The sequence below is a fragment of the Mesorhizobium sp. P2_A8 genome (assembly GCF_056404935.1).
The window spans coordinates 1,308,265-1,332,041 of sequence record NZ_JBFUDB010000001.1 but is presented as its reverse complement, the minus strand read 5'-3'; the positions used below and the strand labels follow the sequence as shown (position 1 = coordinate 1,332,041).

Here is a 23,777-nt window from a genome sequence, read left to right as displayed (position 1 = left end):
GAGACCAACCCATGCCAGAGCCCCGACGATCGACGATCGATGCCGGAGAAGTCGAACGCTTTTCCGCTCTTGCCGCCGAATGGTGGAACCCGAACGGCAAGTTCCGTCCGCTGCACAAGTTCAATCCGGTCCGGCTCTCCTATATCCGCGACCAGATAGCGACGCGTTTCGGCCGTGACCCGCGCGCGGCTCGGCCTTTCGAGGGCCTGCGCATTCTCGACATCGGCTGCGGCGGTGGCCTTTTGTGCGAGCCGATGGCGCGGCTTGGCGCCGAGGTGGTGGGAGCGGATGCCTCCGAAACGAACATCGAAGTGGCCAAGTTGCATGCGGCCGAGGGCAATGTCAGCGTCGACTATCGCGCCACGACGGCCGAGGATCTGGCCGACGCCGGCGAGAAATTCGACGTCATCCTCAACATGGAAGTGGTCGAGCATGTCGCCGACATCGACCTGTTCGTCGCCAAATGCGGCGAGATGGTTCGGCCCGGCGGCATTATGTTCGTGGCCACCATAAACCGCACGCTGAAGGCCTTGGGATTGGCCATCATCGGCGCCGAATATGTGCTGCGCTGGTTGCCGCGTGGCACCCACCAGTTCGGCAAGCTGGTGCGCCCGGAAGAGCTCGAAAAGGCGCTTGGCGGCGCCGGCCTGAGCATCATCGACCGCACCGGCGTCACCTACAATCCGCTTGCCGACCGCTGGGCGCGCTCCAAGGACATGGACGTCAACTACATGGTGCTGGCGGAAAAGGGCTCAGTCTGACCGTTCAGGCGTCGAGCGGCCTGTAGCCGCCCCGCCAGTAGATCAGCGCCTGGCCGGCATCTCGGGTGCGCACGGCCTCGACCGAGCCGATGACGATGGAATGCGTGCCGCGATCGATCATCTCGTCGAGGCTGCAGTCGAAGGCGGCCACCGCATCCGACAGCAACGACGCTCCGGTCTTCAGCGTCATCCATTCGGCGCCCTCGTAGCGGTCCTTGCCCTTGATGCCGCCAAAGCCGGAGAACCGCTCAGCCACGCGCTGATGCTGGGGCCCGAGCGAATTGACGCCGAAATGCCGGTAGCGCTCGATCAGCGGCCAGGTCGACGACGACCGGTTGACGCAGGCGATCACCTTGGGCGGCTCGGCCGACAGCGAGACGACCGAAATGACCACCAAGCCGGAGCGATCCTCGCCGACGCCGGCGGTGATGACGCTGACATTGCCGACGATCAGCCGCATCGCGGCTCGAAAATCGGCGACATCGACAGGTGTTCCCTCCGGAACCTTTGATTCAGTCATGACTGGCTCCCGGAGCGGGGTTTCGAAAATGGAAACGGCTTTCGGAAAAGATCATGCTCGAACAAGAAGATAAAGATAATCCAGATACAAATTCAGGTGAAATCCGCGCCAAAGGTATCTCACGCCCAAGGACGGAACCCAGCGGCGAGAAACACGGACTGAAGGTCGGAGCGTCTACGGCTTCTGGCTTTGCGCCTTGGTGGTGATGAACACGCCGGCGGTGATGATGACCGCGCCCGCCCAGGTCAGCAGCCGATAGTGTTCGCCGAGGAAGACCGTACCGGCAAATAGCCCGACCGCCGCCGCCACATAGCCGATCTGGCTGAGATAGACCGGGCCGCCGACCGCCTGCAGCCGGAAGAAGAAGGCGAACATCGCCGACGCTGACGCAGCCTGCGCGACGACGATCAGCGGCACGCCGCCGAGTGGAGCGAAAGCCCCGACGCCGAACAGGGCGAGAATGCCGACCAGCAGCATCGCCGCCGACGCCAGGTGGCTGCCGACGGCAAGCTCGATCGGGCCGGTGCCTTCCGGCCAGTCGACGGTGCGGTAGATGTTGCCGGCGGCAAGGCTGACCGGGATGAGCAGCCCCGTCACCACCCAGAACAAATCGGCCGGCTGGCCGGCCTCGCCGCGCGTCACCGCCACCATGACGGCGCCGACGAAGCCGACGGCGATGCCGACAATGCCCAGCAGGTTGGGACGCCGGACACGCAACAGGATCGAGAACACCAGCGTGATGACCGGCGACAGCGTGAACATGATGCCGGTGTAGCCGGCGCCGAGGTGCGGGATGGCCGAGAACATCAGGAGATTGGGGACGGCATAGGACACCGCCGCGGTAACGAAGAAATAGCGCAATTTGTGCGCGGTGAGCCGGACGCTCCGGCCGCGCAGCAGCAGGGAGCACAGCAGCACGCCGCCAGCGCCGAGCGAGATGACGAAGGCCCAGACCATGGCCGGAACGCCGGCAGCCGTCGCGAGCTTGCCGAATGGCAGCGTCAGGCCGAGCAGGCCGCCGGTGACGACCAGCAGGCCGAGCGCCGAATCCCAGAGAAATTTCATGATCGAGCCCTGTCGCGCGGCCCTTGGCCAGCATTGCATCTTGAGGTAAAGTAATAAAAAGATTCTTAACGTCAAGATATTTAACGGTGAGGCAGTGGATCGGGCAGCAAGGGCGATCGAGCAATGGAAGCGGGAGCGGCCGGATCTGGATGTCTCGCCGATGGCCGTGCTTGGGCGACTGAACGAGGCCTCGTCGCTGATCGCCCGAGAGCGCCTCGCTCCGCTCTTTGCCCGTTATGGATTGCAGTCCGGGGAATTCGATGTTCTGGCGACACTGCGCCGCTCGGGATCACCCTTCGCCTTGACGCCGACCGCCCTCTACGAAGCGACAATGGTGACGTCGGGCGCCATGACCAACCGGCTCGACCGGCTCGAAACGGCCGGCTTGATCCTGCGCGGGCCGCACCCCAACGATCGGCGCGGGATCGTCGTGCGGCTGACCGAAAAGGGCCTCGCACTGATCGACGAGGCTGTTAGCGCCCACGTCGCCAACGAGCACGAAATCCTCGCCAGCCTGACGCCGGCGGAACGGGAAACGCTGTCTCGTCTGCTTGAGAAATTGATTGGCAGCGTGAGCTAACCGCTCAGTTGCGGTCCCCCGGAAACACCGGGATCGGCATGAACTCGACGCCGTCCTCGGCCAGGCTCTTGGCCTCTTCCAGTGTCGCTTCGCCGTAGATGCCGCGCGCATCGCTTTCGCCGAAATGGATCTTGCGCGCTTCCTCGGCGAACTTGTCACCGACATAGTCGGCATTCTCGCGCACCTTCTCGGCCATCGCCTTCAGTTGCGCCAGGGCCTGCTTCTGCGCCTCTCCCATGGCAAGCGCTATCGTTTCCTGCTTGCGCGCGGTGGACACGGCCGGCGCCATCAGGGCTTTCTGGACCTTGTGCGAGCCACAGGTCGGACAGTCGACAAAGCCGCGCTTCTTCTGGATGTCGAAATCGTCGTTGCTACGAAACCAGCCCTCGAATTCGTGCTCATGCTCGCAAATCAGGGCAAATCGGATCAAGAGGCCGCACCCCTGAGACGCGGCGCATCGCCCAGGCCGGCATTGACGGCGAAATCCCGCGCATTTTTGAGATTGGGGATCTTCTTGCGCGCCGCGGCCGACTGCGCCGGATCGATCTCGGCGACGATCACGGCCGGCTCGTCATGCGCGGCTTCCGCGATGATGCGGCCCCACGGGTCGACGATCAGCGAATGGCCATAGGTCTCGCGGCCGTCCTCATGCAGGCCGCCTTGCGCCGCGGCAACGACATAGGCGCCGTTCTCGATGGCGCGGGCCCTGAGCAGCACATGCCAGTGTGCCTCGCCCGTCTGGCGGGTGAACGCGGCGGGCACCGAAAGCAGGTCGGCACCGGCCATCGCCTCGGCTCGGAAGAGCTGCGGAAAGCGCAGATCGTAGCAAACGGCGAAGCCGAGCCTTGCACCGTCGATCTCGGTGACGACTGCCTCGGTACCTGGTTCATAGGCGGCGGATTCGCGCCAGGACTCGCCATTGTCGAGATCGACGTCGAACATGTGGATCTTGTCGTAGGTGGCAAGCGTGGCGCCGTCCGGGCCGAAAAGCAGCGCCCGGTTGGCGAGCTTGCCGTCGGCGCGCAGGATGGCGGTCGAGCCGATATGCAGGAAGACACCGAGCTCGCTCGCCAGTCCGCGCGCGGTCGCGACGACGATATCCTTGTCTTCCGAGGTGAAGGAAGCGGCGCGCGCTTCCTTGTCGCGGATCAGCGCACCGGTCATTTCCGGCGTCTGGATATAGGTCGCACCTTGGGCCGCCGCCTCACGCACCAGCCGTTCGAGATCGACCGCGTTGCGCTCGGGGCTTTCACCTGAACGCATCTGGATCGCAGCGGCCTTGAAAACACCCATGGTCATATCCTCAAATTGTCGCGCCGTTGGCGAGCAGTTTGTCCAGCCGGCCTTCGGCTTCCAGATCGTGGAGGTCGTCGCAGCCGCCGACATGCGTATCGCCGATGAAAATCTGCGGAAAGGTCGAGCGGCCATGGGCGCGGGAAATCATCTCCTGGCGCAGTTCCGGCGAGAATGAGGCGTCGTGCTCGGTGAAGGCAACGCCCTTTCGCTCGAGCAGCCGCTTGGCTGCCGTGCAATAGCCGCACATCATGCGGGTGTAGATCGTGACATCGACCATGACGAATTTCCGCTGTTCGTTCCCGACTTATATAGTCGCGGACTCGTCCGCCCGAAAGTCCCCCGGCAACACACGGGCGAAAGTCAGCACGTCGACGGCACCGGCGCCACCCCGTTTCAACGCCTTGGTCGCGGCACGGACGGTGGCGCCGGTGGTGTAGACGTCATCGATCAAAAGCACCCTTCGGCCGGCGATCTCGATTTCCGCCTCGGCGGGCACCCGAAAGGCGGCCCGTACATTCTCTTCGCGTTCCTGCCTCTCCAGCCCGACCTGCTGGCGGGTGAGTTTCACGCGCCGCACCGCCGAGGGTGCGAAAGGCAATTCGCTGAGCACCGAGACCGCCCTTGCCAGTTCGGCCGACTGGTTGAAGCGCCGCCTGAAAAACCGCCGCCAGTGCAGCGGCACCGGCACCACCACATCCGCCTCGGCGATGAGGTCGGCGCCGGCGCGCACCATCCAGCGCGCCATCCATGGCGCGAGATCCGTGCGATCCTGGTATTTCAGCCCTTGCACCATCTGGCGGGCGACGCCGGAATAGGCGACGGCCGCCCGCGCGCGCTCGAAGGGTGGCGGATCGGCGATCGCCTCGGCGGACAGAAAGCCCTCGCCCATATGGTGGGTGAACGGCGTGCCCATCACCGGGCACCATGGCCGTTCCAGGAGCCGCAGCTTCGTCCAGCAGGCGCCACACAGAACGCCGGGCTGCGAGACATGCCGGCGGCAACCGGCGCAGACCGGCGGAAACAGAATGCGCGCCGGCCAGCCGAGGGCCGATCGGGCCAGGCTCTTGATCTCGATGGGCTTGATCTTGGGCATCGGATCGGCCACGTGGTTGGTCGTGGCGCCACTATATCAACGATTTCAGAGCGCGGACAAACAAGGATCTGCCCCGTTGCAGCCGATAATGGATACCTCTCTCTGGCTGGCGCGCAAACGGCGCGCGCTTGCCCATCCGGTTGGCGGCGCCGACTTCCTCATGCGCCGCACGGCCGAGGACCTTGCCGACCGGTTGGGCGCCGTCGAGCGCCGGTTCGGCACGGCGGCGGTGCTGTTTTGCCAGACGCCGGCGGCAGCCGAAATGCTTGCCGAGAGCGGCAAGGTCACTGACATTGTCCGCGTCGAGATGGACACGGCTTTTCTGATTGGCGGCGGCACCGGCTTGATTGCACCGTTCGAAACCGTGCCATTCGAACCGGAAAGCCTCGATCTGGCGGTCTCGCTTCTGTCGCTGCAGGCGATGAACGACATTCCCGGCATGCTGATCCAGATCCGCCGCGCGCTGCGGCCGGACGGACTTTTCCTCGGCGCCTTTGCCGGCAGCGGCACGCTGTTCGAGTTGCGCGAAAGCCTGCTTGCGGCCGAGACCGAGCTCTACGGCGGCGCCAGCCCGCGTGTCGTCCCGTTCACCGATGTGCGCGATGCAGGTGCGCTTCTGCAGCGTGCCGGTCTCGCTTTGCCAGTCGCCGACGTCGAGACGGTGACGGTGCGCTACCCCAACCTGTTCGGCCTGATGGCAGATCTGCGGGCCATGGGCGAAACCAGCGCGCTCACCGATCGCAGCCGGCGCCCCGGGTCTCGCAAGCTGTTTGCCCGTGCGGCGGAAATCTACGCCGAGCGGTTTTCCGACCCCGACGGCCGCGTCAGGGCAAGTTTCTCGATTGTCTGGATGTCAGGCTGGGCGCCCGACGCCTCGCAGCAAAAACCGCTGAAACCGGGTTCGGCCAAGGTCTCGCTGAAAACGATACTTGAGGCTCCCGAAGGGCAATGATCCGGTCAGGCGCGGACAGGTCAGGGTGCGAAGGCGTTCGCAAGCCTGCTGCCGTTGTCGCTGAACAGCCAGGTGATCGAGTTGAAGACCTGACTGATGCCGCCGACGATGGTCAGCGACAACACAGCGACGATCAGGCCATACTCGACGGCCGTGGCGCCGGTCTCGTCCTGTAGAAAACGCAGCAGCACTGCTTTCATGACCTCAATCCCTCTTGCCAGGACCTTACCGCCGATCTGTTAAGAAAGGTTAACGGCAAAGGCTTAACAGGCGGTGAAACCGCAGCCCTTCCCAAGTCTCTTAACCATGTCAGCAGTCGCCGCTGCTTCTGCCATTGGACCTGATGATGCAGACGGAACTGGGTTGCGGCTGCAACACGCTGCGACGCAGCGTATAGATTTCGCGATGGCTGACCGATCCGGTGGCCGTCATGTCGAGTCCGCCGCCAAGATCATCGCGGGTCGATAGCGAGCGGGTCTGGCTGTCGAGGAAAGGTATCGCGATCAGCGCCAGCGCCACAGCGGCCGAACCGAACAAGAGCGTGATGCGCAATATGCCCATGCCCGCGTCGGCTGCGCGAAAGCTGCGCTCGGGCCGGATCGAGTCCCAATCCCTGTCTAGGCTCATGCTATCGCTCCCCAGCGAATCGGCGGCGCGGCCGCGAAACGATCTTCGCTTCAATTTTTCACGACGAGATAAATCTTCCATTAACGCTGGCTGACACAACGCCTCGGCCGACAGCCAGGCGGGCGCCTTCAAAGAAGATCGATGAGGAACGGGATCAGCGGCGCATCGGCCGGCGGCATCGGATAGTCGCGCATCTGCTTTGGCCGCACCCATTTCAGCGCCTGCCCCTCCCTGGGCTGGGCGATGCCGCGGAAGCGGCGGCAGATGAACAGCGGCATCAGCAGGTGGAAATCATCGTAGGAATGACTGGCGAAGGTGAGCGGCGCCAGGCAGGGGATGTCGGTTTCGATGCCGATTTCCTCATGCAATTCGCGAATGATGCACTGTTCCGGCGTTTCGCCGGGCTCGACCTTGCCGCCGGGAAATTCCCACAGGCCGGCAAGTTGCTTGCCCTGGGGCCGCTGTGCCAGCAGCACCCGGCCATCTGCATCGACCAGCGCGCAGGCGGCGACCAGGAGCAGGCGCTTGCCGGCGATCGTCACATCACTCATGCCCAATTTCACTCATGAACAGGCGGCCGGCGATAATGGTAGCGATAGACTTCATCGAAGCCGAGCGAACGATAGAGCGCCAGCGCCGGCACATTGCCGGCCTCGACCTGCAGCCAGGCTTCGCGGGCGCCACGCAGGCGCGCCCATTTCAGCGCCGACAGAATCAGGTTGCGGCCGTGGCCCTTGTTGCGCGCCGACTTGTCGGTGGCGATCTCGAACAGGCCGGCCAAGTCGCCGTCGTGCACGCAGATCAGCGTCGCCAGCGGTTCGGCCCCCTCTTCGAGCGCGAACAACCCGGCTTCGGGCTGGATGGCGCCGATGATCTCCGACAGGCCGGGCCGCAGCGAAACGTCCGAACCGCTGACCTTGAGCGACGCACCGATGAAGCGGCTGATGTCCTTCAGCGGGATCTGGTCCATGGCGGCGTCGAGTTGCGCGTCGCCCAGCGGCAGCCGCATCACCAGCGATTCGTCGAAACGGCTCCAGCCCTCGCGGTCGAGATGGCCGGCGAGATCGGGACCCGACAGCGGCGACATGCGGAACGTCAGCGGCCTGCCATAGGCATCGAAACGGCGGCTGGCGCGGCCGATACGGTCGGCAATGTGCTGGGTGTCGCCGGGATCGAGCGGATTGACCGAATTCAGCCGCTTGGCCGGATGGCCGGCGGTCAGCCGCACCACCCAGGTGCCGTCATAGTGGACGGCCGCTGCCGGCCAGGCGCGAAAGCCGGCCGCCTCGTAGCGGCGCACGATCGCGAGCATGCTTGCCGGATGCTTGGAAGCCAAGACCATCAGCTCCGATAATCGCCATTGATGGCGACATATTCCTTGGTGAGATCGCAGGTCCACACCGTCGCCTTGCCGCGGCCGATGCCGATATCGGCGCGGATGCGGATGTCGTCGCGCTTCATGTAGGCCGACGTCGCTGCCTCGGAATAGCCGGGGTCGCGCTCGCCCTCATGCGCCAGTCGGTTGTCGCCGAACCAGATCGACAGCCGGTCGCGGTCGGCGGGTTCGCCGGCCTTGCCGACGGCCATGACGACGCGACCCCAATTGGCATCCTCGCCGGCGACCGCCGTCTTGACCAGTGGCGAATTGGCGATCGACAGCGCGATGCGCTTGGCCGACCGCGCCGATTTGGCGCCGGTGACGGTGACTTCGACCTGCTTGCGGGCGCCTTCGCCGTCGCGCACCACTTGCAGCGCCAGCGATTTCAGCACCTTGCCGAGCGCCCGGCGGAACGCGCCGAGGCGCGCATCCTTCGGGTCGGTTATCCCAGGCGCGCCGCGGCTGGCGGCCTTGCCGGTGGCGAAGATCAGCAGCGTGTCGCTGGTCGAGGTGTCGCTGTCGACGGTGACCGCGTTGAAGGTCTTGGCCGTCCCGCGCGACAACAGGTCCTGCAGCACAGGGGCGGCGATCGGCGCATCGGTGGCGATGAAGGAGAGCATCGTTGCCATGTCGGGCGCAATCATGCCGGCGCCCTTGGAAATGCCGTTGATGGTGACATCGGTGTCGCCGAGCTTGACGGTCGCGGTCGCCACTTTCGGATAGGTATCCGTGGTCATGATCGCCTTTGCCGCTTCGGTCCACAGGTCGGGCTTGCCGTTGCTGACCAGTCCGGCCAGCAGATGGCTGAACTTGCCGGTATCGAGCGGCTCGCCGATGACGCCGGTCGAGGCCAGGAAAACCTCGCTTGCCTTGCAGCCGGCCGCCTTCGCCGCCGCCTCGCCGGTCAGGGCGGTGGACTCACGCCCCTTCTTGCCGGTGAAGGCGTTGGCGTTGCCGGAATTGACGACCAGCACCCGCGCCTTTCCGGCGCCGAGATTCTGCCGGCAGAAATCGACCGGCGCCGAGGGGCACTTCGATTTCGTGAACACGCCGGCGACCGCGGTGCCTTCATCGAAGACCATGGTCAGCAGGTCGGTGCGGTTCTTGTACTTTATCCCCGCCTCTGCGGTGGCAATGCGCACCCCCTCGATGGCCGGCATCTTGGGGTATTTCTTCGGCGCAAGCGGCGAAATCGTCGTGGACATGGAGACCTCGGGCGGGAAAATCGCAAGGGAAGGCCGGTTTGCCCGATACGACGCCCGGGCGCAAGGGCGTTTTCGCTTGTCACCGGGGGCGGCAACCCAGTCGGAATTAAGCCTGCATTTCAAATCTGTTGGCGTCGCCGCGGCCTCTAGCGTTATGATCTTCCCCATGGGCAGGCTTGCGATCCTCGCATGGGCATTTCTGGGACTTTTGCTGCTGAGCGCCGATGCGCAGCCGCAACGGCGCGTGGCGCTTGTCATCGGCAACGGTACCTATGCCGAAGCCGGGACGCTGGCCAATCCTGTCAACGACGCGCTCGACATCGCCGACAAGCTGCGCTCCATCGGCTTCGAGGTCATCGAGGGCAATGATCTCGGCAAGCGCGAACTCGAACGCAGCATAGGCGAGTTTTCCGATGCGCTCGAAGGCGCCGGCGTCGGGCTTTTCTACTATGCCGGCCACGGCCTGCAGGTCGAGGGCCGCAATTACATCGTGCCGGTCGATGCCAGGCTCGACATGCCGGTCAAACTGCAACTCGAGGCCGTGCCGATCGACGAAGTCCTCGACATCATGGAACAGCAGACCAAGGTCAGCCTGGTGTTTCTCGATGCCTGCCGCAACAACCCGTTTGCCCGCAGCCTGAGCCGCACCGCCACCACCCGCTCGGCGACGGCGCTGGCCGGGCTGGCGCAGTTCGATTCGACGCGCGGTTCTTTCATCGCCTTCTCGACCGCGCCAGGTGCGGTCGCCATGGACGGAAGCGGGCGCAACTCGCCCTTCGCCGAGGCTCTTCTGCGGCACATCGCCGAACCCGGCCAGAGCATCAACGACATGATGATCGCGGTGCGCCGCGACGTGGTTTCGCAAACGCGCGAGGCCCAGCGCCCCTGGGAGCAGGGCTCGCTCCTTGAGCGCTTCGAGTTCGTCACGGACGGACAACCCGCCCAGGCGCAGAAGCCGGCGGCGGCTCCGGCACCCCCCACGGAAATTGCCGCGCTCGAGCGCTCGGTGGGTGACGACAGGGGCTCGATCGAGAATTTCCTGCGCAAGGACTATCTGACGCCGGACACCAAGGCGATGAACGAGACCGTCAAGCGGCTCTACAGCCCCTCCGCCACCATCTTCGGCACCCGCTACGACACCGATGCCATCGTCAGGGTCAAGGCCGACTGGTTCGCGCAGTGGGCCTCCTGGTCGCTCGGCCTGGAGCCCGGCAGCCTGGTAGTCACCCCGCATGGCGAGGATCGCGCCGAGGCCGTCTTTGCGATGCGTTATGACTATGTGCCGAAGGACAAGTCGGCGGCGCGCCTGACCGGCAAGGCGCGTGTCACGCTTGGCTTGGTCAAGGCGGACGGCGGCTGGCGCATCGAGTCCGAGACATCGCAAGCGCTGCAATAGACATCATCCGACGGCCGGTGCGGCGGTGTCGGCAGCTCTAGCGCCGGTCGCGTTTCATGTCGATAGGAATTTTTTCTTGACCCGGTGAGGGCAGCTATGCTACATGTTTGTCCATGGTGCTGATTTGCGCCAGTGACCCGCCGCCCAGGCGGGTTTTTGCTTTTTGATGCTTCTTCAACCACGCGCGGGCGAAGGCGCCGAAGGAAACCCGTTAACCCGGATTCGGCGCCCTGCCGCCATTATCGGCTGCTTCCAGAGGCTTTAAAACGGACCGTTTCGTTTGATCGCCGGGTCACGTATATTGCCGGCGAAAGTGTTGGCGAGGACGACAGGAATGGCCGAAGACGCCGATCCGGCACGCAAATCGATCGGCGCGCGGCGCAATCCCGACAGCGCCGACGCCATTCTCGAAGCCGCCGAGGCCGTGCTGGTCGAAGCCGGTTATGCCGGTTTCTCGATCGAGGCGGTGGCGCGGCGGGCCCGCGCCGGCAAACCCACTATCTACCGCTGGTGGCCGAGCAAGGCCGCATTGCTGCTCGAGGTCTACCAGCGCCAGAAACGCGTCGATGTTCCCGATACCGGGCGACTGGAGGAGGATCTCGTCGGCTTCCTGAAAAACCTGTTCGCCCATTGGCGCGAGACATCGTCGGGCAGCGTGTTCCGGTCGCTGATCGCCGAGGCGCAGTCAGATGATGCGGCGTCTGCGGCACTTGCCGACTATGCGCTGGGCCGACGGTCCCATACCGGCGAGATCGTCGAACGCGCCAGGGCAAGGGGTGAAATCGGCGCCGACATCGATTCAGCGCTGGTCGCCGACCTGATCGCCTCTTTCGCCTGGAAGCATCTGTTGACCAACCGGCTCGACGAGGACGAAGCGATGATACGCAAGGCAGTCAACTATGTGATGCGAGGCATAGCGGCGCCCGGAAAGTAAAAAATCGGCTGTCGCCAGCCGATAAAAAAGGGCGCAGCAACCCCTGGCTGCCGCGCCGCTTTCGAAAATTCTTTGAGGCTTACTTCGCGCTTTCCAGCGTTTCGACCGCCTTCTTCAGGTTCGCATCCGGAATCTCGACCTTGGCGCCGGCGCGCAGCGACTTGACCAGCGCAAAATACTTGTCGCGGATGACCGCCTGCTTGGCCTGGTCCTTGACGTCGTCGAAAGCCGGCGGCTGCTTGGTGCGCTTGTCCTCGAGCTTGATGACATGCCAGCCGAACTGCGACTGTACCGGCTGCTCGGTGTATTTGCCGACCTGAAGCGCGAAGGCCGCCTTGTCGAACTCCGGCACCATCTGGCCAGGTCCGAACCAGCCGAGATCGCCGCCACTGGTCTTGCCTGAGGGATCGCTGGTGTGTTCGTTGGCGAGCTTCTGGAAGTCGGCACCGCCGTCGAGCTGCTTGATGATGGCCTCGGCCTCTTCCTTCGTCTTCACGAGGATGTGACGGGCATGCACCTCGTTGACGGGCGGCGTGTTGGCGATTTCCTGGTCGTAGCGGGCGCGAACCTCGGCGTCGGTGACCTTGTCGACGACGCCCTTCTCGACCATCTCGCCATGCAGCGCGCGCTGCTGCAGGAAAGCCATGCGGCGCTGGAAGTCAGGATCCTTGTCGAGGCCGGTGGTGACCGCCTGGGCGGCCATGACGCGGATTTCGATGGCCGCCGAAAGGGCGGCGGCGCGGCGCTGCTCGGCCGGCAGCTGGGCGAACTGCTGCGACAGCTCACCTTCGGCGAGCACAAGGTCGGCTTCGGTCAAGGCCTGTCCATTGACCGTGGCGATCACGGTATTCGGATCGACCGGCGCCGCGGCAGGTGCTGCTGCGTCCGCCGGAGCGGCGGGAGCGGTCTGTTGCGCCATCAGCGGCGACAGCGAAAGGGCCGACAAGCCGAAGGCCAGGCCAAGGCTGGCGAGCGACGCGCGGCGGAACAACAAGGACATGAAGATGACTCCGGTAAGGGATTATGAGGGCGGGGAGGTTTCCAGATCAGCCGGATTGTGGCGGAATTTGGCGCGACCGGCAGGGCCAGCGCGGCGTTGACATCAGTTGAGCCCCCTCTTATCTGTCCAACGACTTTGCGTCCAGAACCGTTTTCCGGGCGCTTTTTGTGTTTGCCCGTGTTCAGGCGGTGCGTTCACGTGGATTTGATGGGGCCGGCCGGCGCCCATCTCAAAGATTGAGAATTCTATCGAAAGGACCATTGGATGGTCAGTCTCGGCGGTCTCGCCCGTAAGGTTTTCGGCTCCTCCAACGACCGTCGGGTCAAATCGACCCGGCCCCGTGTCGAGGCGATCAACGCCATGGAAAACGAGATGCGGGCGCTCTCCGACGAGGAGTTGGTCGGCCGCACCGCGAAATTCCGCCAGGACATCGCCAACGGCGCCACGCTCGACGACCTTCTGGTACCAGCCTTTGCCACCGCCCGCGAGGCGGCGCGCCGCGTGCTCGGCATGCGCCCCTTCGATGTCCAGCTGATCGGCGGCATGGTGTTGCACAATGGCGGCATCGCCGAGATGCGCACTGGTGAGGGCAAGACCCTGGTCGCGACGCTGCCGGTCTATCTCAACGCGCTCGCCGGCAACGGCGTCCACGTCGTCACCGTCAACGACTATCTCGCCGCCCGCGACTCCGAATGGATGGGTCGCGTCTACAAGTTTCTCGGCCTCACGGTCGGCGTCATCGTCCACGGCCTGTCCGACGAGGAGCGCCACGCCGCCTATGCCGCCGATGTCACCTATGCCACCAACAACGAACTCGGCTTCGACTACCTGCGCGACAACATGAAGTACGAGCGCGCCCAGATGGTGCAGCGCGGTCACAATTACGCGATCGTCGACGAAGTCGATTCCATCCTGGTCGACGAGGCGCGCACGCCGCTGATCATTTCCGGTCCGCTCGAGGACCGCTCGGAAATGTACAACACCATCGACACCTTCATCATCCAGCTGCAGCCGCAGGATTATGAGATCGACGAGAAGCAGAAGACCTCGATCTTCACCGAGGAAGGCACCGAGAAGCTCGAGAACCTGCTGCGCGATGCCGACCTGCTCAAGGGCGAGTCGCTCTACGACGTCGAGAACGTCGCCATCGTCCACCATGTCAACAACGCGCTGAAGGCGCACCGGCTGTTCCAGAAGGACAAGGACTATATCGTCCGCAACGGCGAGATCGTCATCATCGACGAATTCACCGGCCGCATGATGCCCGGCCGCCGCTATTCGGAAGGCCTGCACCAGGCGCTCGAGGCCAAGGAGCATGTGGCGATCCAGCCGGAGAACCAGACGCTCGCCTCCGTCACCTTCCAGAACTATTTCCGCCTCTACAAGAAGCTTTCCGGCATGACCGGCACGGCGCTGACCGAGGCCGAGGAATTCGGCAACATCTACAATCTCGACGTCACCGAAATCCCGACCAATTTGCCGGTCATCCGCAAGGATGAGGACGACGAGGTCTACCGGACGGTCGAGGAGAAATACAAGGCGATCGTCAGGGAGATCCGCGAAGCCAGCGCCAAGGGCCAGCCGACGCTGGTCGGCACGACCTCGATCGAGAAATCCGAACAGCTGGCCGACCGCCTGCGCAAGGAAGGTTTCACCGATTTCGAGGTGCTGAACGCCCGCCACCACGAACGCGAGGCGGCGATCGTCGCCCAGGCCGGCAAGCCGGGCGCCATCACCATCGCCACCAACATGGCCGGCCGCGGCACCGACATCAAGCTCGGCGGCAATGCCGAGATGCGCATCGCCGACGAGCTTGGCGACATGCCGGACGGACCCGAGCGCGAGGCACGGGAAAAAGAGATCAACGCCGACGTCGAGCGTCTGAAGGAAAAGGCGCTGGCCGCCGGCGGACTCTACGTGCTGGCCACCGAACGCCACGAATCGCGCCGCATCGACAACCAGCTCAGAGGCCGTTCAGGCCGCCAGGGCGATCCCGGCCGCTCGAAATTCTTCCTGTCGCTGCAGGACGACCTGATGCGCATCTTCGGCTCCGAGCGCATGGACGGCATGCTGCAGAAGCTCGGCCTCAAGGAAGACGAGGCGATCATCCATCCGTGGATCAACAAGGCGCTGGAAAAGGCGCAGAAGAAGGTCGAGGCGCGCAACTTCGACATTCGCAAGAACCTGCTGAAATATGACGACGTCTCCAACGACCAGCGCAAGGTGGTGTTCGAGCAGCGCATCGAGCTGATGGATGGCGAGGGCCTGACCGAGATCATTGCCGAGATGCGCGAGGGCGTCATCGACGAGATCGTCGCCAAGGCCATCCCCGAAAACGCCTATGCGGAGCAGTGGGATGTTGCCGGGCTGAAGGCCGAGGTCGCCGAATTCCTCAATCTCGACCTGCCTGTCGACGACTGGGCCAAGGAAGAGGGCATCGCCGAGGACGACATCCGCGAGCGCATCACACAGGCCGCCGACGCCGCCGCCAAGGAGCGTTCCGAGCGCTTCGGCCCCGAGGTGATGACCTATGTCGAGCGCTCGGTGGTGCTGCAGACGCTCGACCATCTGTGGCGCGAGCACATCGTCAATCTCGACCATCTGCGTTCGGTCGTCGGCTTCCGCGGCTACGCGCAGCGCGATCCGCTGCAGGAATACAAGGGCGAGGCGTTCGAGCTGTTCCAGGCGATGCTGGGCAATCTGCGCCAGGCCGTCACCGCGCAGCTGATGCGCGTCGAACTGGTCCGCCAGGCCGCAGAAGCCCCGCCGCCCGAAGCGCCCGACATGTTCGGCACCCATATCGACGGCACCACCGGCGAGAATGATTTCGAAGGTGGCGAGACGGCGCTGCTGGTCCGCCCGGAGACGACCGCGATCGTCGCTCCCGAGGACCGCGACCCCAACAACCCGGCTAGCTGGGGCAAGATCGGCCGCAACGAGGCCTGCCCCTGCGGCTCCGGCAAGAAATACAAGCACTGCCACGGCGCATTCGCGTAAGTGCGCTCTCTTCCTTCTCCCCGTTCACGGGGAGAAGGTGGTCCGCAGGGCCGGATGAGGGGCGGCGCCGGCTCTCCTGATTGACCGACCTCGCCACTTGGTCCGCTAAGGCGCGCTGCCCCCCGGACCGGGGCCCCGTTGCCTCCGGCAACTCCCCGGCTTTCGCTCGCCTTTCGTCATGCCACCGGCATGACGAATGCGCGTGCCGCGCACCGGCGGCTTGCCGGCCCTCCGCTATGGCTCCGGGCGTTCGTCGCTCGAAAAGCCAAATCGTTGGCTTTTCGTCCGCTGCGCGGACCGCTCCTCACCCAACCGTTTCTTAATGTGTTTTCGCTACACCAAAGCCTGAAAAGAAGCGGAAAACGGAGAGTAATCGGGGTGCGCTTTTCCGCGGCCACGACAGCCGGGCGGTTCTTGCCGCAGCGTTTGGCGCTGCGCATGAGACCGTTGCTTGGCCTCATCGACGCCGTGCTGTTCACCGCCGACGAGCGCGGCGAAGCCGGCCGCATGTCGGTCATCGCCTTCTCCATCCGCATCGTCAGCGCCGTGATCGCCTTCGTCAGCCAGGTGCTGATGGCGCGCTGGATGGGCTCGTTCGAATACGGCATCTTCGTCCTCGTCTGGGTGACGATGGTCATCGTCGGCAACCTCGCCTGCCTCGGCTTCCACACCTCGGTGATCCGTTTCATTCCCGAATACCGCGAACGCAACATGCTGGCCGAACTGCGCGGCATCGTGCTGGCCAGCCGGCTGTTCGTGCTGATCGCCTCCACGCTCATCGCCGGACTCGGCGCACTCGGCGTCTGGCTGGCCGCGCCATGGATCGAGAACTACTACGTGATACCGTTCATCCTCGGCGTCATCTGCCTGCCGATGATTGCCATGTCCGACCTTCTGTCCGGGCTGGCACGCGCCAACAGCTGGGCGCTGTTTGCCCTGTCGCCAACCTATCTGGTGCGGCCGGTGCTGATCCTGCTGTTCATGGCGCTGATGCTGCTGGCCGGCTACGCGCCCGATGCGAGGACCGCGATCTTCGCCTCGATCGCCGCCACCTATGTCACCACGCTCGGTCAGCTCATCGGTGTCACCCAACGCATGGAAAAGCAGATCCCGGCCGGGCCGATCAAGGTGCATTTCGCGCAGTGGTTCATCGTGTCGCTGCCGATCTTCCTGGTCGAAAGCTTCTTCTTCCTGCTCACCAATGCCGACGTGCTGATGGTCGGCGCCTATATGGATCCCAACGACGTGGCCGTCTATTTCGCCACCGTGAAGACGCTCGCGCTGGTGCATTTCGTCTATTTCGCCGTCAAGGCCGGCGTTGCCCAGCGCTATGCGCAGTTCACCCATGGCGAGCCGCACAGGCTCGCCGCCTTCGCCCGCGAGACGGTGTCGTGGACGTTCTGGCCGTCGCTGCTGATGGCGTTGCTGGTGCTGGCGCTGGGCGAACCGATGCTGGTGCTGTTCGGCCCTGAATTCAGCAGTGGCTATCCGCTGCTGTTCCTGCTCGTCTTCGGCGTCGTGGCCCGCGCCGCCGTCGGTCCGTGCGAGAGCCTGCTGACGATGAGCGGCAACCAGAACATCTGCGCCGCCGTCTATGCCATGACGCTGGCCTTCAACATCGGCCTCAACGTTGTGCTGATCCCGCTCTTCGGCCTGTGGGGCGCGGCGATGGCCACCGCCTTCGCGATGATCTTCGAAGCCTGCGCGCTGTCCTTCACGGTCTGGCGCAAGCTCGGCATCGTCATGCTGATCTTCGTGCCTGCCAAAGGAGCCGCGTGATGGCCGCCATCCCGTTGCTCGAGGAAACCAGCGGCGGCACGGCCGGCGCCATGGTGTCCGGCCTTGCCGGGCTGACCCGCGACGCGGATCCCGCCCATATCGAAATCCTCGCCAACAACCGGCCCGAGCGCAAACTCGCCATCTACCCGGCGTCGGCCGGCTTCGACCTGGTCGAGGAACTGGACTATCTCTGCACCCGCACGATCGAGCCGAACGTGTTCTTCAACCCGCGTTTCCTGGCGCCGGCCATGCCCCGGCTGGAGGATCGCGAGGTGCGGCTGGCGGTGATCCGCGACGGCGACGAGTACCGCAACCGGCTGCGGCTTTTGGTGCCGTTCTCGGTGGAGCGGCCGGGGATACCGCTCGGCGTGCCGGTCATGCGCACCTGGTCGAGCCCGTTTGGTCCGCTCGGCACGCCGCTGGTCGACCGCGACGACCCGGTCGGCGTCGTCGAGGATTTCTTCTCGATGCTGTCGCGCCCGCACCTCAAGCTGCCGAGAGTCTTCGTCCTGCCCGACATCCGGCTCGATGGCCCGCTGGCGAGCCTGCTTGCCACCGTGGCCGAGACGCGCGGCCTGATGCTGGTCACCACCGGCCAGACTCAGCGCCCGGCGCTGGACAGCCAAGCCGACGGAGACGAGTATCTGAAGGCCTCGCTGCGCTCGCACCATTACCGCGAGTTCCGCCGCCTGAAGCGGCGCCTCGGCGACCTTGGCAAACTCGAGCATGTCGTGGCGCGCGGGCCTGAAGACATCCGCCATGCCATCGAGAGCTTCCTGACGCTGGAAGCGGCCGGCTGGAAAGGCCGCGAGCGCACCGCCATGGCGATCGACCGCTACCGCGCCGCTTTCGCCCGCGAAGCCGTGCACCGGCTGGCCGAACAGGACATGTGCCGCATCCATTCGCTGACGCTCGACGGCCGCACGATCGCCTGTCTGATCGTCTTCGTCGAAGCCGGCGTCGCCTACACGTGGAAGACGGCCTATGACGAGACGCTGGCCGCCTATTCGCCGGGCACGCTGCTGACGATCGAGGTGACCAGGCAGCATCTCGACGATCCCAACATCATGATGACCGATTCCTGCGCCATGCCCGATCATCCGGTGATGAGCCGGCTATGGACCGAGCGCAAGCCGATGGGCACACTGGTGATCGGGCTGACGCCGGACGCCGACCGCCTTACCCGCCAGGCCGCCTCGCAGCTGCACCTCTACCGCGAAACCCGCAACATGGCCCGCCTGCTGCGCCTCCGGATGAAGAGCTTGCTGGGGCGGCGGTAAGGGCCGGAGCGCCCTCGCCAAGGCTTCCGCGATCACACCATAGGCTAACGCCATTACTCAGTTCACAATATAACTACAAGTGGTCGATTCCTTAGGGATGTAGCCGCTCCAAAGGCCCGCCGCAGGTCGCTCCCGTGGCGGGCTTTTCATCGATCAGGGATAAGGGTTTCCGGATCGCAGAGCCAAGCACCGTTGGCGCCCAGCGCACTCAGACCCCCGAAACCGCACCAGCCATTCCCCTCGATGAGAGCCCCTCCAGCGCGCGTTTCTGCCGTCTGCTATCCTGAATCGGAAACGTGGCCAGCGAACGGTCACACGCTTGTCGACGGCAAAGCCGGCATCGTCGAAACCAACGAGATGGTTGTGCTGTGGAAAGTGTATCGTTTTACACAATTTCCAATTGCTGGACTCGCGCGATGCGTCGGTAGTTTAATTTTGCATCGAGCCAAAGAGTGGAAGGGTTGCAACTGGGAGGAAGCAGACATGGATTTGGAATTCGACATCCGCCATCCATCTGACGATCAGCCATACGAAATTACCTCTTTCGCCAAAAAGTACGGCCTAACGATCCCAATTGCGGACGCCGTGCTTTTCGCCAAAGGACCGTCGCGGACGGCATGCGACGCTGCCGCATTGGCTTTCCTCTGCGCCATTGCCGCACAAACCAAGAAACCGAGGGCGCGATAGGCCAGCCAGCGGTCTACGCTGATTTCAAGCGAATCCACCGCTTGGCGGCGGGGGGTTGAAGAAATTGGGGCAAAGACAGGCGAAAAACTGAACAAACTCAGTGCCTGAAAAATGGGATGGTGCCCCTAGCCGGAATCGAACCAGCACTCCTTGCGGAACTCGATTTTGAGTCGAGCGCGTCTACCAATTCCGCCATAGGGGCTCAGGCCGGGAGGCCTGGATGGGCGCGGACTATACGGTCGGAGGCCTGTTCGTCAACTGGCCAATTGTCGACGGCCCGGATGCGACCAAACTTCACCTTTCGATTTCGCGACGGCGCTGCCATTGTGCAGCGCGGAAAATCTTTCTAGACAGGCGGCGCATCAAAGCGCGGCGCGTCTGACAGAATGGATGGCGCGCGCTTTGGGTCTTTGTCTTGCAGATGCCACTGTCCCGAAACCGCTGCGCACTTTTGGGCGACACGCATTAGGAGTGCCGATGCTTCGCGGATTGTACGACTGGACCTTGTCGCTGGCGGCAAGGAAATCCGCCCAATGGTGGCTGGCCTTCATCGCTTTCGTCGAAAGCTCGGTGTTTCTGGTACCGGCCGACGTGCTCTATCTGCCCATGGCACTGTCGCGGCCGGATCGCGCCTACCGCTATGCGCTGATCGCCACCGCCGCCTCGGTGCTGGGCGGCATCGCCGGCTGGTTCATCGGCCACTACGCCTATGACGCGGTGGCGAGGCCGATTCTCGAATTCTACGGCAAGTATGACGAGTTCGAGGCACTGCGCGCAGGCGCGGGCGTCGGCTTCATCATCCTGATGCTGATCACCTCCGGCGCTGCCCATCTGCCGCCGATCAAGGTGGTGACCATCCTGTCCGGCGTCATCGGCGTCAATTTGCTGCTGTTCATCGTGCTGGCGATCGTAGCGCGCGGCGGCCGTTTTCTGTTCCTGGCCTGGCTGTTGCGCCGCTATGGCGAGCCGATCCGCGAGTTCATCGAAAAGCGCCTTGGCCTGATCGCCAGCGCTGCGGCGGCTGCCCTGATTTTGCTCTATATCCTCGTCAAATACGCGTTCTAGTCCCTGTCGTCCAAAAGTGCCCAGCGGTTTTGGCACAACGACAAGGACAAAGGGCCTGCGGCGAACTCAACGGACGAAAACCCATGACAGCGACCATGAATGCCGACATCGGACGCCAGCGGACGCGCACGGCCTTGTTTCTCGCCGTCGCCATGGCCGCCACCGTCGGCTCGGCGCTCGGCTTCCAGTATCTCGGCGGCTACATCCCCTGCCACCTCTGTCTTGAGCAGCGCACGCCCTACTATATCGGCGTGCCGCTGATGCTGCTGGCGGTGATTGCATCCACGCTCCACGCACCGGCATGGCTGACGCGCGGCCTGCTGGCCGCCGGCGGCCTGCTGATGCTGTACGGCCTCTATCTCGGCGTCTATCACTCCGGCGTCGAATGGCAGTGGTGGGCCGGCCCGACCGATTGCACCGCGGGTGCCGGGCCGGTCGACACCGGCGGCAAGGGTGTGCTCGACGCTCTCGACAAATTCGTGCCGCCGTCCTGCGACAAGGCGGCGCTGCGCATCCTCGGCCTGTCGCTGGCCGGCTGGAACGCCATCGCCAGCCTCGTCCTGGCCGCCGTCGCCTTCCGCGGTGCTCTCACCCGCGACTGAGCCACCGTTTGCGCCGACGCGAGATCGTTCAAGAATTCGGCAGGCTGAGTCGGATGGAGTGAATGTCGAGAACCGAAGCGGAGCGGACATCTGGTCCGTGAGCATCGGAAGCGCAGACAATTGCTCCAGACGGCCAGCCTCCCGAATTCTCGGACGATCTCAAGGTTCGAGTTCGACATCCCAGTACAGATAATCCATCCAGCTTTCATGCAGATGGTTGGGCGGGAACAGGCGGCCGTTGTTGTGCAAGTCGTGCACAGTCGGTTGGAAAGGTTTCTGCAGCGGCCACATCTTGGCATGCGCCGGCATCATGCCGCCCTTCCTGAGGTTGCAGGGCGAACAGGCGGCAACGACATTCTCCCACGTCGTCGCGCCACCGCGATGGCGGGGGATGACGTGATCGAAGGTCAGATCCTCCGGCGTGCCGCAATACTGGCACTGGAAGCGGTCGCGCAGGAAGACGTTGAAGCGGGTGAAGGCCGGATGCCTGGACGGCTTCACATAGGCCTTCAGGCTGACGACGCTCGGCAGCTTCATCGAGAACGTCGGCGACGACACCGCGTGCTCGTATTCGGCGACGATGTTCACCCGGTCGAGGAACACCGCCTTGATGGCGTCCTGCCAGGACCAGAGCGACAAGGGGTAATAGCTGAGCGGACGGTAATCCGCATTCAGCACCAGCGCTGGAAGCCCATCCGGAGATACGGCAACCGTCACCTCGTTTACCTCCTAGTTCTCGAACCGATCGGCGCGGATACTGTAAGCCCGACATGACAGGGATGTGAAGCGGATTGTCGCGTCGCTGAAACGCCAAAAAAGCATGATTTTTATGCTTTTTTGCGATTTCAGGCTGGTGGTGCGGCGTCGCGCCCCCGGGTTTCGCGATAATAGGACCAGAAAAGCCGCGATGCGACACCTCGCCACGGGCTCCATGATTCGGCCAATGCGATCAGAATTTTCTCCGGCGGACGCGGCTCAATGCCGAGCGCGTGGCCGACCGCGCTCTGCAAGGCGACATCGCGGGCCGGGAAGATGTCGGGGTGGCCGGCAGCAAACAAAAGATACACTTCCGCCGTCCACGGGCCGATCCCGGCCACCGCCGTCATCGCCGCAATCGCCTCCTGGGCATCGAGCGAACAGAGGTGATGGAGGTCGAGGCCGTCGGACACCGCCTGGGCAATGGCAATGAGCCCACGCTGCTTCGGCCGCGACAGGCCGGCCTCGCGAAACATGTCTTCGCCGGCGGTGAGGATCGCCTGCGGCGTCAGCGGATCGAGCAATTTGGTCAGCCGGCCGAAGATCGCGTCGGCGCTGGCGCGGGACACTTGCTGCGAGACGATGATCGAGGCCAGGCTCCGAAAGCCCGGCTCGGAAAGCCGCAGCGGCACCTCGCCGGCCATGCCGCGCACCTTCTCCAGGCGCGGGTCGATCACGCAAAGCGCATCGAGCCCCCGGGCAATGTCGTCTGATGTGGCGATACGTTGCATGCTTTTCTTGTTCCTTGACCCTCGACAAGGTAGCAATTGGCGCAGCGTCGCAAAACAGGATTGCCGCCTGAGAGATGACACTCCTGACATTCCGCTTCGCCCCCAGCCCCAATGGCGACCTGCATCTCGGCCACGCCTATTCGGCGCTTCTCAACCAGAAATTGGCTGACGCCACCGGCGGCCGCCTGCTGCTGCGAATTGAGGATATCGACACGACACGCTGCACGCCGCAATTCGAGGCCGGCGTGCTTGCCGATCTGAAATGGCTGGGGCTTGGCTGGAAACAACCGGTGCGCCGCCAGTCCGAGCACTTTGCCGAGTATCAGGCGGTGCTCGACCGGCTGATCCGGGACGAACTTGTCTATCCCGCCTTCATGAGCCGTGGCGAGATCCGGGCCTTCATCACCGACACCGAAGAGCGCGGACGCGACTGGCCGCGCGATCCCGATGGCGTGCCGCTCTACCCCGCCGCCGACAAGTCGCTGACGGCGAAGGAACGCAAGCGGAGGATCGCCGAGAATGCGCCTTTCGCCTGGCGGCTGGATAGCGATGCCGCCAGGGCGCGTGTCGGCAAGGATCTGTCATGGGCCGAATTCGTCGATGAGACGTTCCTTGCGACGCGCCCCGTCGAAGCCCGTCCGCAGGATTGGGGCGACGTGATCGTGGCGCGCCGTGATATCCCGACCAGCTACCACCTCGCCGTCGTCATCGACGATGCGCTGCAAGGCGTCAGCCATATCGTGCGCGGCCAGGATCTGTTTTCCGCCACCGGCGTCCAGCGCCTGCTGCAGGATCTCCTCGGGCTGCCGCAGCCGGCCTATTTCCATCATCGCCTCATCCTTGGGCCGGACGGACGAAAGCTGTCGAAGAGCCTCGGCGACACCGGCCTTGCCGCCTTGCGCAATTCCGGCGCATCGCCGGACGACGTCAGGCGGATGGTCGGGCTATGACCCCGGCGGGGTCAGGGAAACCCCATGCCGAATTCGCCTTGCGTTGAATTCCGGTGATGCATGGATCAATCGTTTCGTTTTGCGCGCCGGCTTGAACCGCATTAGAGCATCGCCACGGTCAAT

Annotated in this window: 26 protein-coding genes and 1 tRNA gene; 12 read left to right on the top strand and 15 right to left on the bottom strand. The window is 64.2% G+C overall.

All coding sequences use genetic code 11. From position 1 onward, the window contains the following. Positions 1 to 11 precede the first annotated feature (11 nt). A complete protein-coding gene (gene ubiG, locus AC1D10_RS06540; RefSeq protein ID WP_111548894.1) occupies positions 12 to 761 on the top strand; it encodes a bifunctional 2-polyprenyl-6-hydroxyphenol methylase/3-demethylubiquinol 3-O-methyltransferase UbiG in 750 nt (249 codons plus the stop codon). A gap of 4 nt (positions 762 to 765) precedes the next feature. Here the strand turns inward: ubiG and AC1D10_RS06535 are convergent, their stop codons facing one another. Beyond that, the gene (locus tag AC1D10_RS06535) at positions 766 to 1,281 is read right to left on the bottom strand and encodes a flavin reductase family protein (RefSeq protein ID WP_379103289.1); all 516 of its coding nucleotides are present in this window, start codon (positions 1,279 to 1,281) and stop codon (positions 766 to 768) included. 174 nt (positions 1,282 to 1,455) lie between these two features. Beyond that, complete coding sequence (locus AC1D10_RS06530) at positions 1,456 to 2,346, bottom strand: DMT family transporter (RefSeq protein WP_477269750.1); 891 nt, start codon at positions 2,344 to 2,346, stop codon at positions 1,456 to 1,458. A gap of 94 nt (positions 2,347 to 2,440) precedes the next feature. Here AC1D10_RS06530 and AC1D10_RS06525 point away from each other — a divergent pair, with 94 nt between their 5' ends. Further along, on the top strand, positions 2,441 to 2,926 hold the full coding sequence (locus AC1D10_RS06525) for a MarR family winged helix-turn-helix transcriptional regulator (RefSeq protein ID WP_477269748.1): 486 nt from the start codon (positions 2,441 to 2,443) through the stop codon (positions 2,924 to 2,926). A 4-nt stretch (positions 2,927 to 2,930) separates the two neighbouring features. On the opposite strand, the gene AC1D10_RS06520 is transcribed toward AC1D10_RS06525, so the two are convergent. From AC1D10_RS06520 to AC1D10_RS06505, 4 genes are read right to left on the bottom strand one after another with little or no spacing between them, the layout of a single operon-like run. Next, the gene (locus AC1D10_RS06520; RefSeq protein ID WP_477269746.1) at positions 2,931 to 3,356 is read right to left on the bottom strand and encodes a DUF1178 family protein; all 426 of its coding nucleotides are present in this window, start codon (positions 3,354 to 3,356) and stop codon (positions 2,931 to 2,933) included. Continuing rightward, positions 3,353 to 4,219, bottom strand: a complete 867-nt coding sequence (locus AC1D10_RS06515) for a carbon-nitrogen hydrolase family protein (RefSeq protein WP_477269745.1) — start codon at positions 4,217 to 4,219, stop codon at positions 3,353 to 3,355. The genes AC1D10_RS06520 and AC1D10_RS06515 overlap by 4 nt, the downstream gene beginning before the upstream one ends. A gap of 10 nt (positions 4,220 to 4,229) precedes the next feature. Beyond that, positions 4,230 to 4,499: a glutaredoxin 3 gene (gene grxC / locus AC1D10_RS06510; protein WP_477269743.1), complete on the bottom strand. Its 270-nt coding sequence runs from the start codon at positions 4,497 to 4,499 to the stop codon at positions 4,230 to 4,232. A 27-nt stretch (positions 4,500 to 4,526) separates the two neighbouring features. Continuing rightward, positions 4,527 to 5,327, bottom strand: a complete 801-nt coding sequence (locus tag AC1D10_RS06505) for a ComF family protein (RefSeq protein WP_477269741.1) — start codon at positions 5,325 to 5,327, stop codon at positions 4,527 to 4,529. Positions 5,328 to 5,391: 64 nt separating this feature from the next. Between AC1D10_RS06505 and AC1D10_RS06500 the strand changes: the two genes are divergently transcribed. Beyond that, a complete protein-coding gene (locus AC1D10_RS06500) occupies positions 5,392 to 6,267 on the top strand; it encodes a class I SAM-dependent methyltransferase (RefSeq protein WP_477269739.1) in 876 nt (291 codons plus the stop codon). A gap of 20 nt (positions 6,268 to 6,287) precedes the next feature. On the opposite strand, the gene AC1D10_RS06495 is transcribed toward AC1D10_RS06500, so the two are convergent. The 5 genes from AC1D10_RS06495 to argJ form a co-directional block, all read right to left on the bottom strand. After that, positions 6,288 to 6,467 carry a Flp family type IVb pilin gene (locus AC1D10_RS06495; protein WP_477269737.1) on the bottom strand — a complete coding sequence of 60 codons (180 nt, stop codon included), beginning with the start codon at positions 6,465 to 6,467 and terminating at the stop codon, positions 6,288 to 6,290. Positions 6,468 to 6,576: 109 nt separating this feature from the next. Further along, a complete protein-coding gene (locus AC1D10_RS06490; RefSeq protein ID WP_477269735.1) occupies positions 6,577 to 6,894 on the bottom strand; it encodes a hypothetical protein in 318 nt (105 codons plus the stop codon). 128 nt (positions 6,895 to 7,022) lie between these two features. After that, the gene (locus AC1D10_RS06485) at positions 7,023 to 7,445 is read right to left on the bottom strand and encodes a (deoxy)nucleoside triphosphate pyrophosphohydrolase (RefSeq protein ID WP_477269733.1); all 423 of its coding nucleotides are present in this window, start codon (positions 7,443 to 7,445) and stop codon (positions 7,023 to 7,025) included. 8 nt (positions 7,446 to 7,453) lie between these two features. Continuing rightward, positions 7,454 to 8,206, bottom strand: a complete 753-nt coding sequence (locus AC1D10_RS06480) for a GNAT family N-acetyltransferase (protein ID WP_477269876.1) — start codon at positions 8,204 to 8,206, stop codon at positions 7,454 to 7,456. Positions 8,207 to 8,235: 29 nt separating this feature from the next. Beyond that, on the bottom strand, positions 8,236 to 9,477 hold the full coding sequence (argJ, locus tag AC1D10_RS06475; protein WP_379103308.1) for a bifunctional glutamate N-acetyltransferase/amino-acid acetyltransferase ArgJ: 1,242 nt from the start codon (positions 9,475 to 9,477) through the stop codon (positions 8,236 to 8,238). 166 nt (positions 9,478 to 9,643) lie between these two features. Here argJ and AC1D10_RS06470 point away from each other — a divergent pair, with 166 nt between their 5' ends. Beyond that, on the top strand, positions 9,644 to 10,873 hold the full coding sequence (locus AC1D10_RS06470) for a caspase family protein (protein WP_477269731.1): 1,230 nt from the start codon (positions 9,644 to 9,646) through the stop codon (positions 10,871 to 10,873). Positions 10,874 to 11,207: 334 nt separating this feature from the next. Beyond that, positions 11,208 to 11,807, top strand: a complete 600-nt coding sequence (locus AC1D10_RS06465; protein WP_477269729.1) for a TetR/AcrR family transcriptional regulator — start codon at positions 11,208 to 11,210, stop codon at positions 11,805 to 11,807. Positions 11,808 to 11,886: 79 nt separating this feature from the next. Here the strand turns inward: AC1D10_RS06465 and AC1D10_RS06460 are convergent, their stop codons facing one another. Next, the gene (locus AC1D10_RS06460) at positions 11,887 to 12,807 is read right to left on the bottom strand and encodes a peptidylprolyl isomerase (RefSeq protein WP_379103316.1); all 921 of its coding nucleotides are present in this window, start codon (positions 12,805 to 12,807) and stop codon (positions 11,887 to 11,889) included. 264 nt (positions 12,808 to 13,071) lie between these two features. Here AC1D10_RS06460 and secA point away from each other — a divergent pair, with 264 nt between their 5' ends. The 4 genes from secA to AC1D10_RS06440 all read left to right on the top strand — a co-directional run bounded on the left by secA (position 13,072) and on the right by AC1D10_RS06440 (position 19,550). After that, on the top strand, positions 13,072 to 15,804 hold the full coding sequence (gene secA / locus AC1D10_RS06455) for a preprotein translocase subunit SecA (RefSeq protein WP_477269726.1): 2,733 nt from the start codon (positions 13,072 to 13,074) through the stop codon (positions 15,802 to 15,804). 378 nt (positions 15,805 to 16,182) lie between these two features. Beyond that, entirely contained in the window at positions 16,183 to 17,583 is a 1,401-nt protein-coding gene (locus AC1D10_RS06450) for a lipopolysaccharide biosynthesis protein (RefSeq protein ID WP_477269724.1), read from the top strand. After that, entirely contained in the window at positions 17,583 to 18,863 is a 1,281-nt protein-coding gene (locus tag AC1D10_RS06445; protein WP_477269722.1) for a GNAT family N-acetyltransferase, read from the top strand. Before AC1D10_RS06450 ends, AC1D10_RS06445 begins: the two co-directional genes overlap by 1 nt. 483 nt (positions 18,864 to 19,346) lie before the next feature. Beyond that, positions 19,347 to 19,550, top strand: coding sequence for a hypothetical protein (locus tag AC1D10_RS06440; protein WP_477269720.1), 204 nt, complete (start codon positions 19,347 to 19,349; stop codon positions 19,548 to 19,550). 117 nt (positions 19,551 to 19,667) lie between these two features. Here AC1D10_RS06440 and AC1D10_RS06435 read toward each other — a convergent pair. After that, positions 19,668 to 19,752: transfer RNA gene (locus tag AC1D10_RS06435), tRNA-Leu, on the bottom strand. 275 nt (positions 19,753 to 20,027) lie between these two features. On the opposite strand from AC1D10_RS06435, the gene AC1D10_RS06430 reads away from it, so the two are divergent. Beyond that, a complete protein-coding gene (locus AC1D10_RS06430) occupies positions 20,028 to 20,615 on the top strand; it encodes a YqaA family protein (protein WP_477269718.1) in 588 nt (195 codons plus the stop codon). Positions 20,616 to 20,698: 83 nt separating this feature from the next. After that, positions 20,699 to 21,217: a disulfide bond formation protein B gene (locus AC1D10_RS06425; protein ID WP_477269716.1), complete on the top strand. Its 519-nt coding sequence runs from the start codon at positions 20,699 to 20,701 to the stop codon at positions 21,215 to 21,217. Between the two features lie 159 nt (positions 21,218 to 21,376). Here the strand turns inward: AC1D10_RS06425 and AC1D10_RS06420 are convergent, their stop codons facing one another. Together AC1D10_RS06420 and AC1D10_RS06415 are read right to left on the bottom strand one after the other, a co-directional pair. Beyond that, positions 21,377 to 21,934: an HNH endonuclease gene (locus tag AC1D10_RS06420; protein ID WP_006328497.1), complete on the bottom strand. Its 558-nt coding sequence runs from the start codon at positions 21,932 to 21,934 to the stop codon at positions 21,377 to 21,379. A gap of 128 nt (positions 21,935 to 22,062) precedes the next feature. Further along, the gene (locus AC1D10_RS06415; protein ID WP_477269714.1) at positions 22,063 to 22,704 is read right to left on the bottom strand and encodes a DNA-3-methyladenine glycosylase family protein; all 642 of its coding nucleotides are present in this window, start codon (positions 22,702 to 22,704) and stop codon (positions 22,063 to 22,065) included. A gap of 74 nt (positions 22,705 to 22,778) precedes the next feature. On the opposite strand from AC1D10_RS06415, the gene gluQRS reads away from it, so the two are divergent. Then, complete coding sequence (gluQRS, locus tag AC1D10_RS06410) at positions 22,779 to 23,654, top strand: tRNA glutamyl-Q(34) synthetase GluQRS (RefSeq protein ID WP_477269712.1); 876 nt, start codon at positions 22,779 to 22,781, stop codon at positions 23,652 to 23,654. Positions 23,655 to 23,777 lie beyond the last annotated feature (123 nt).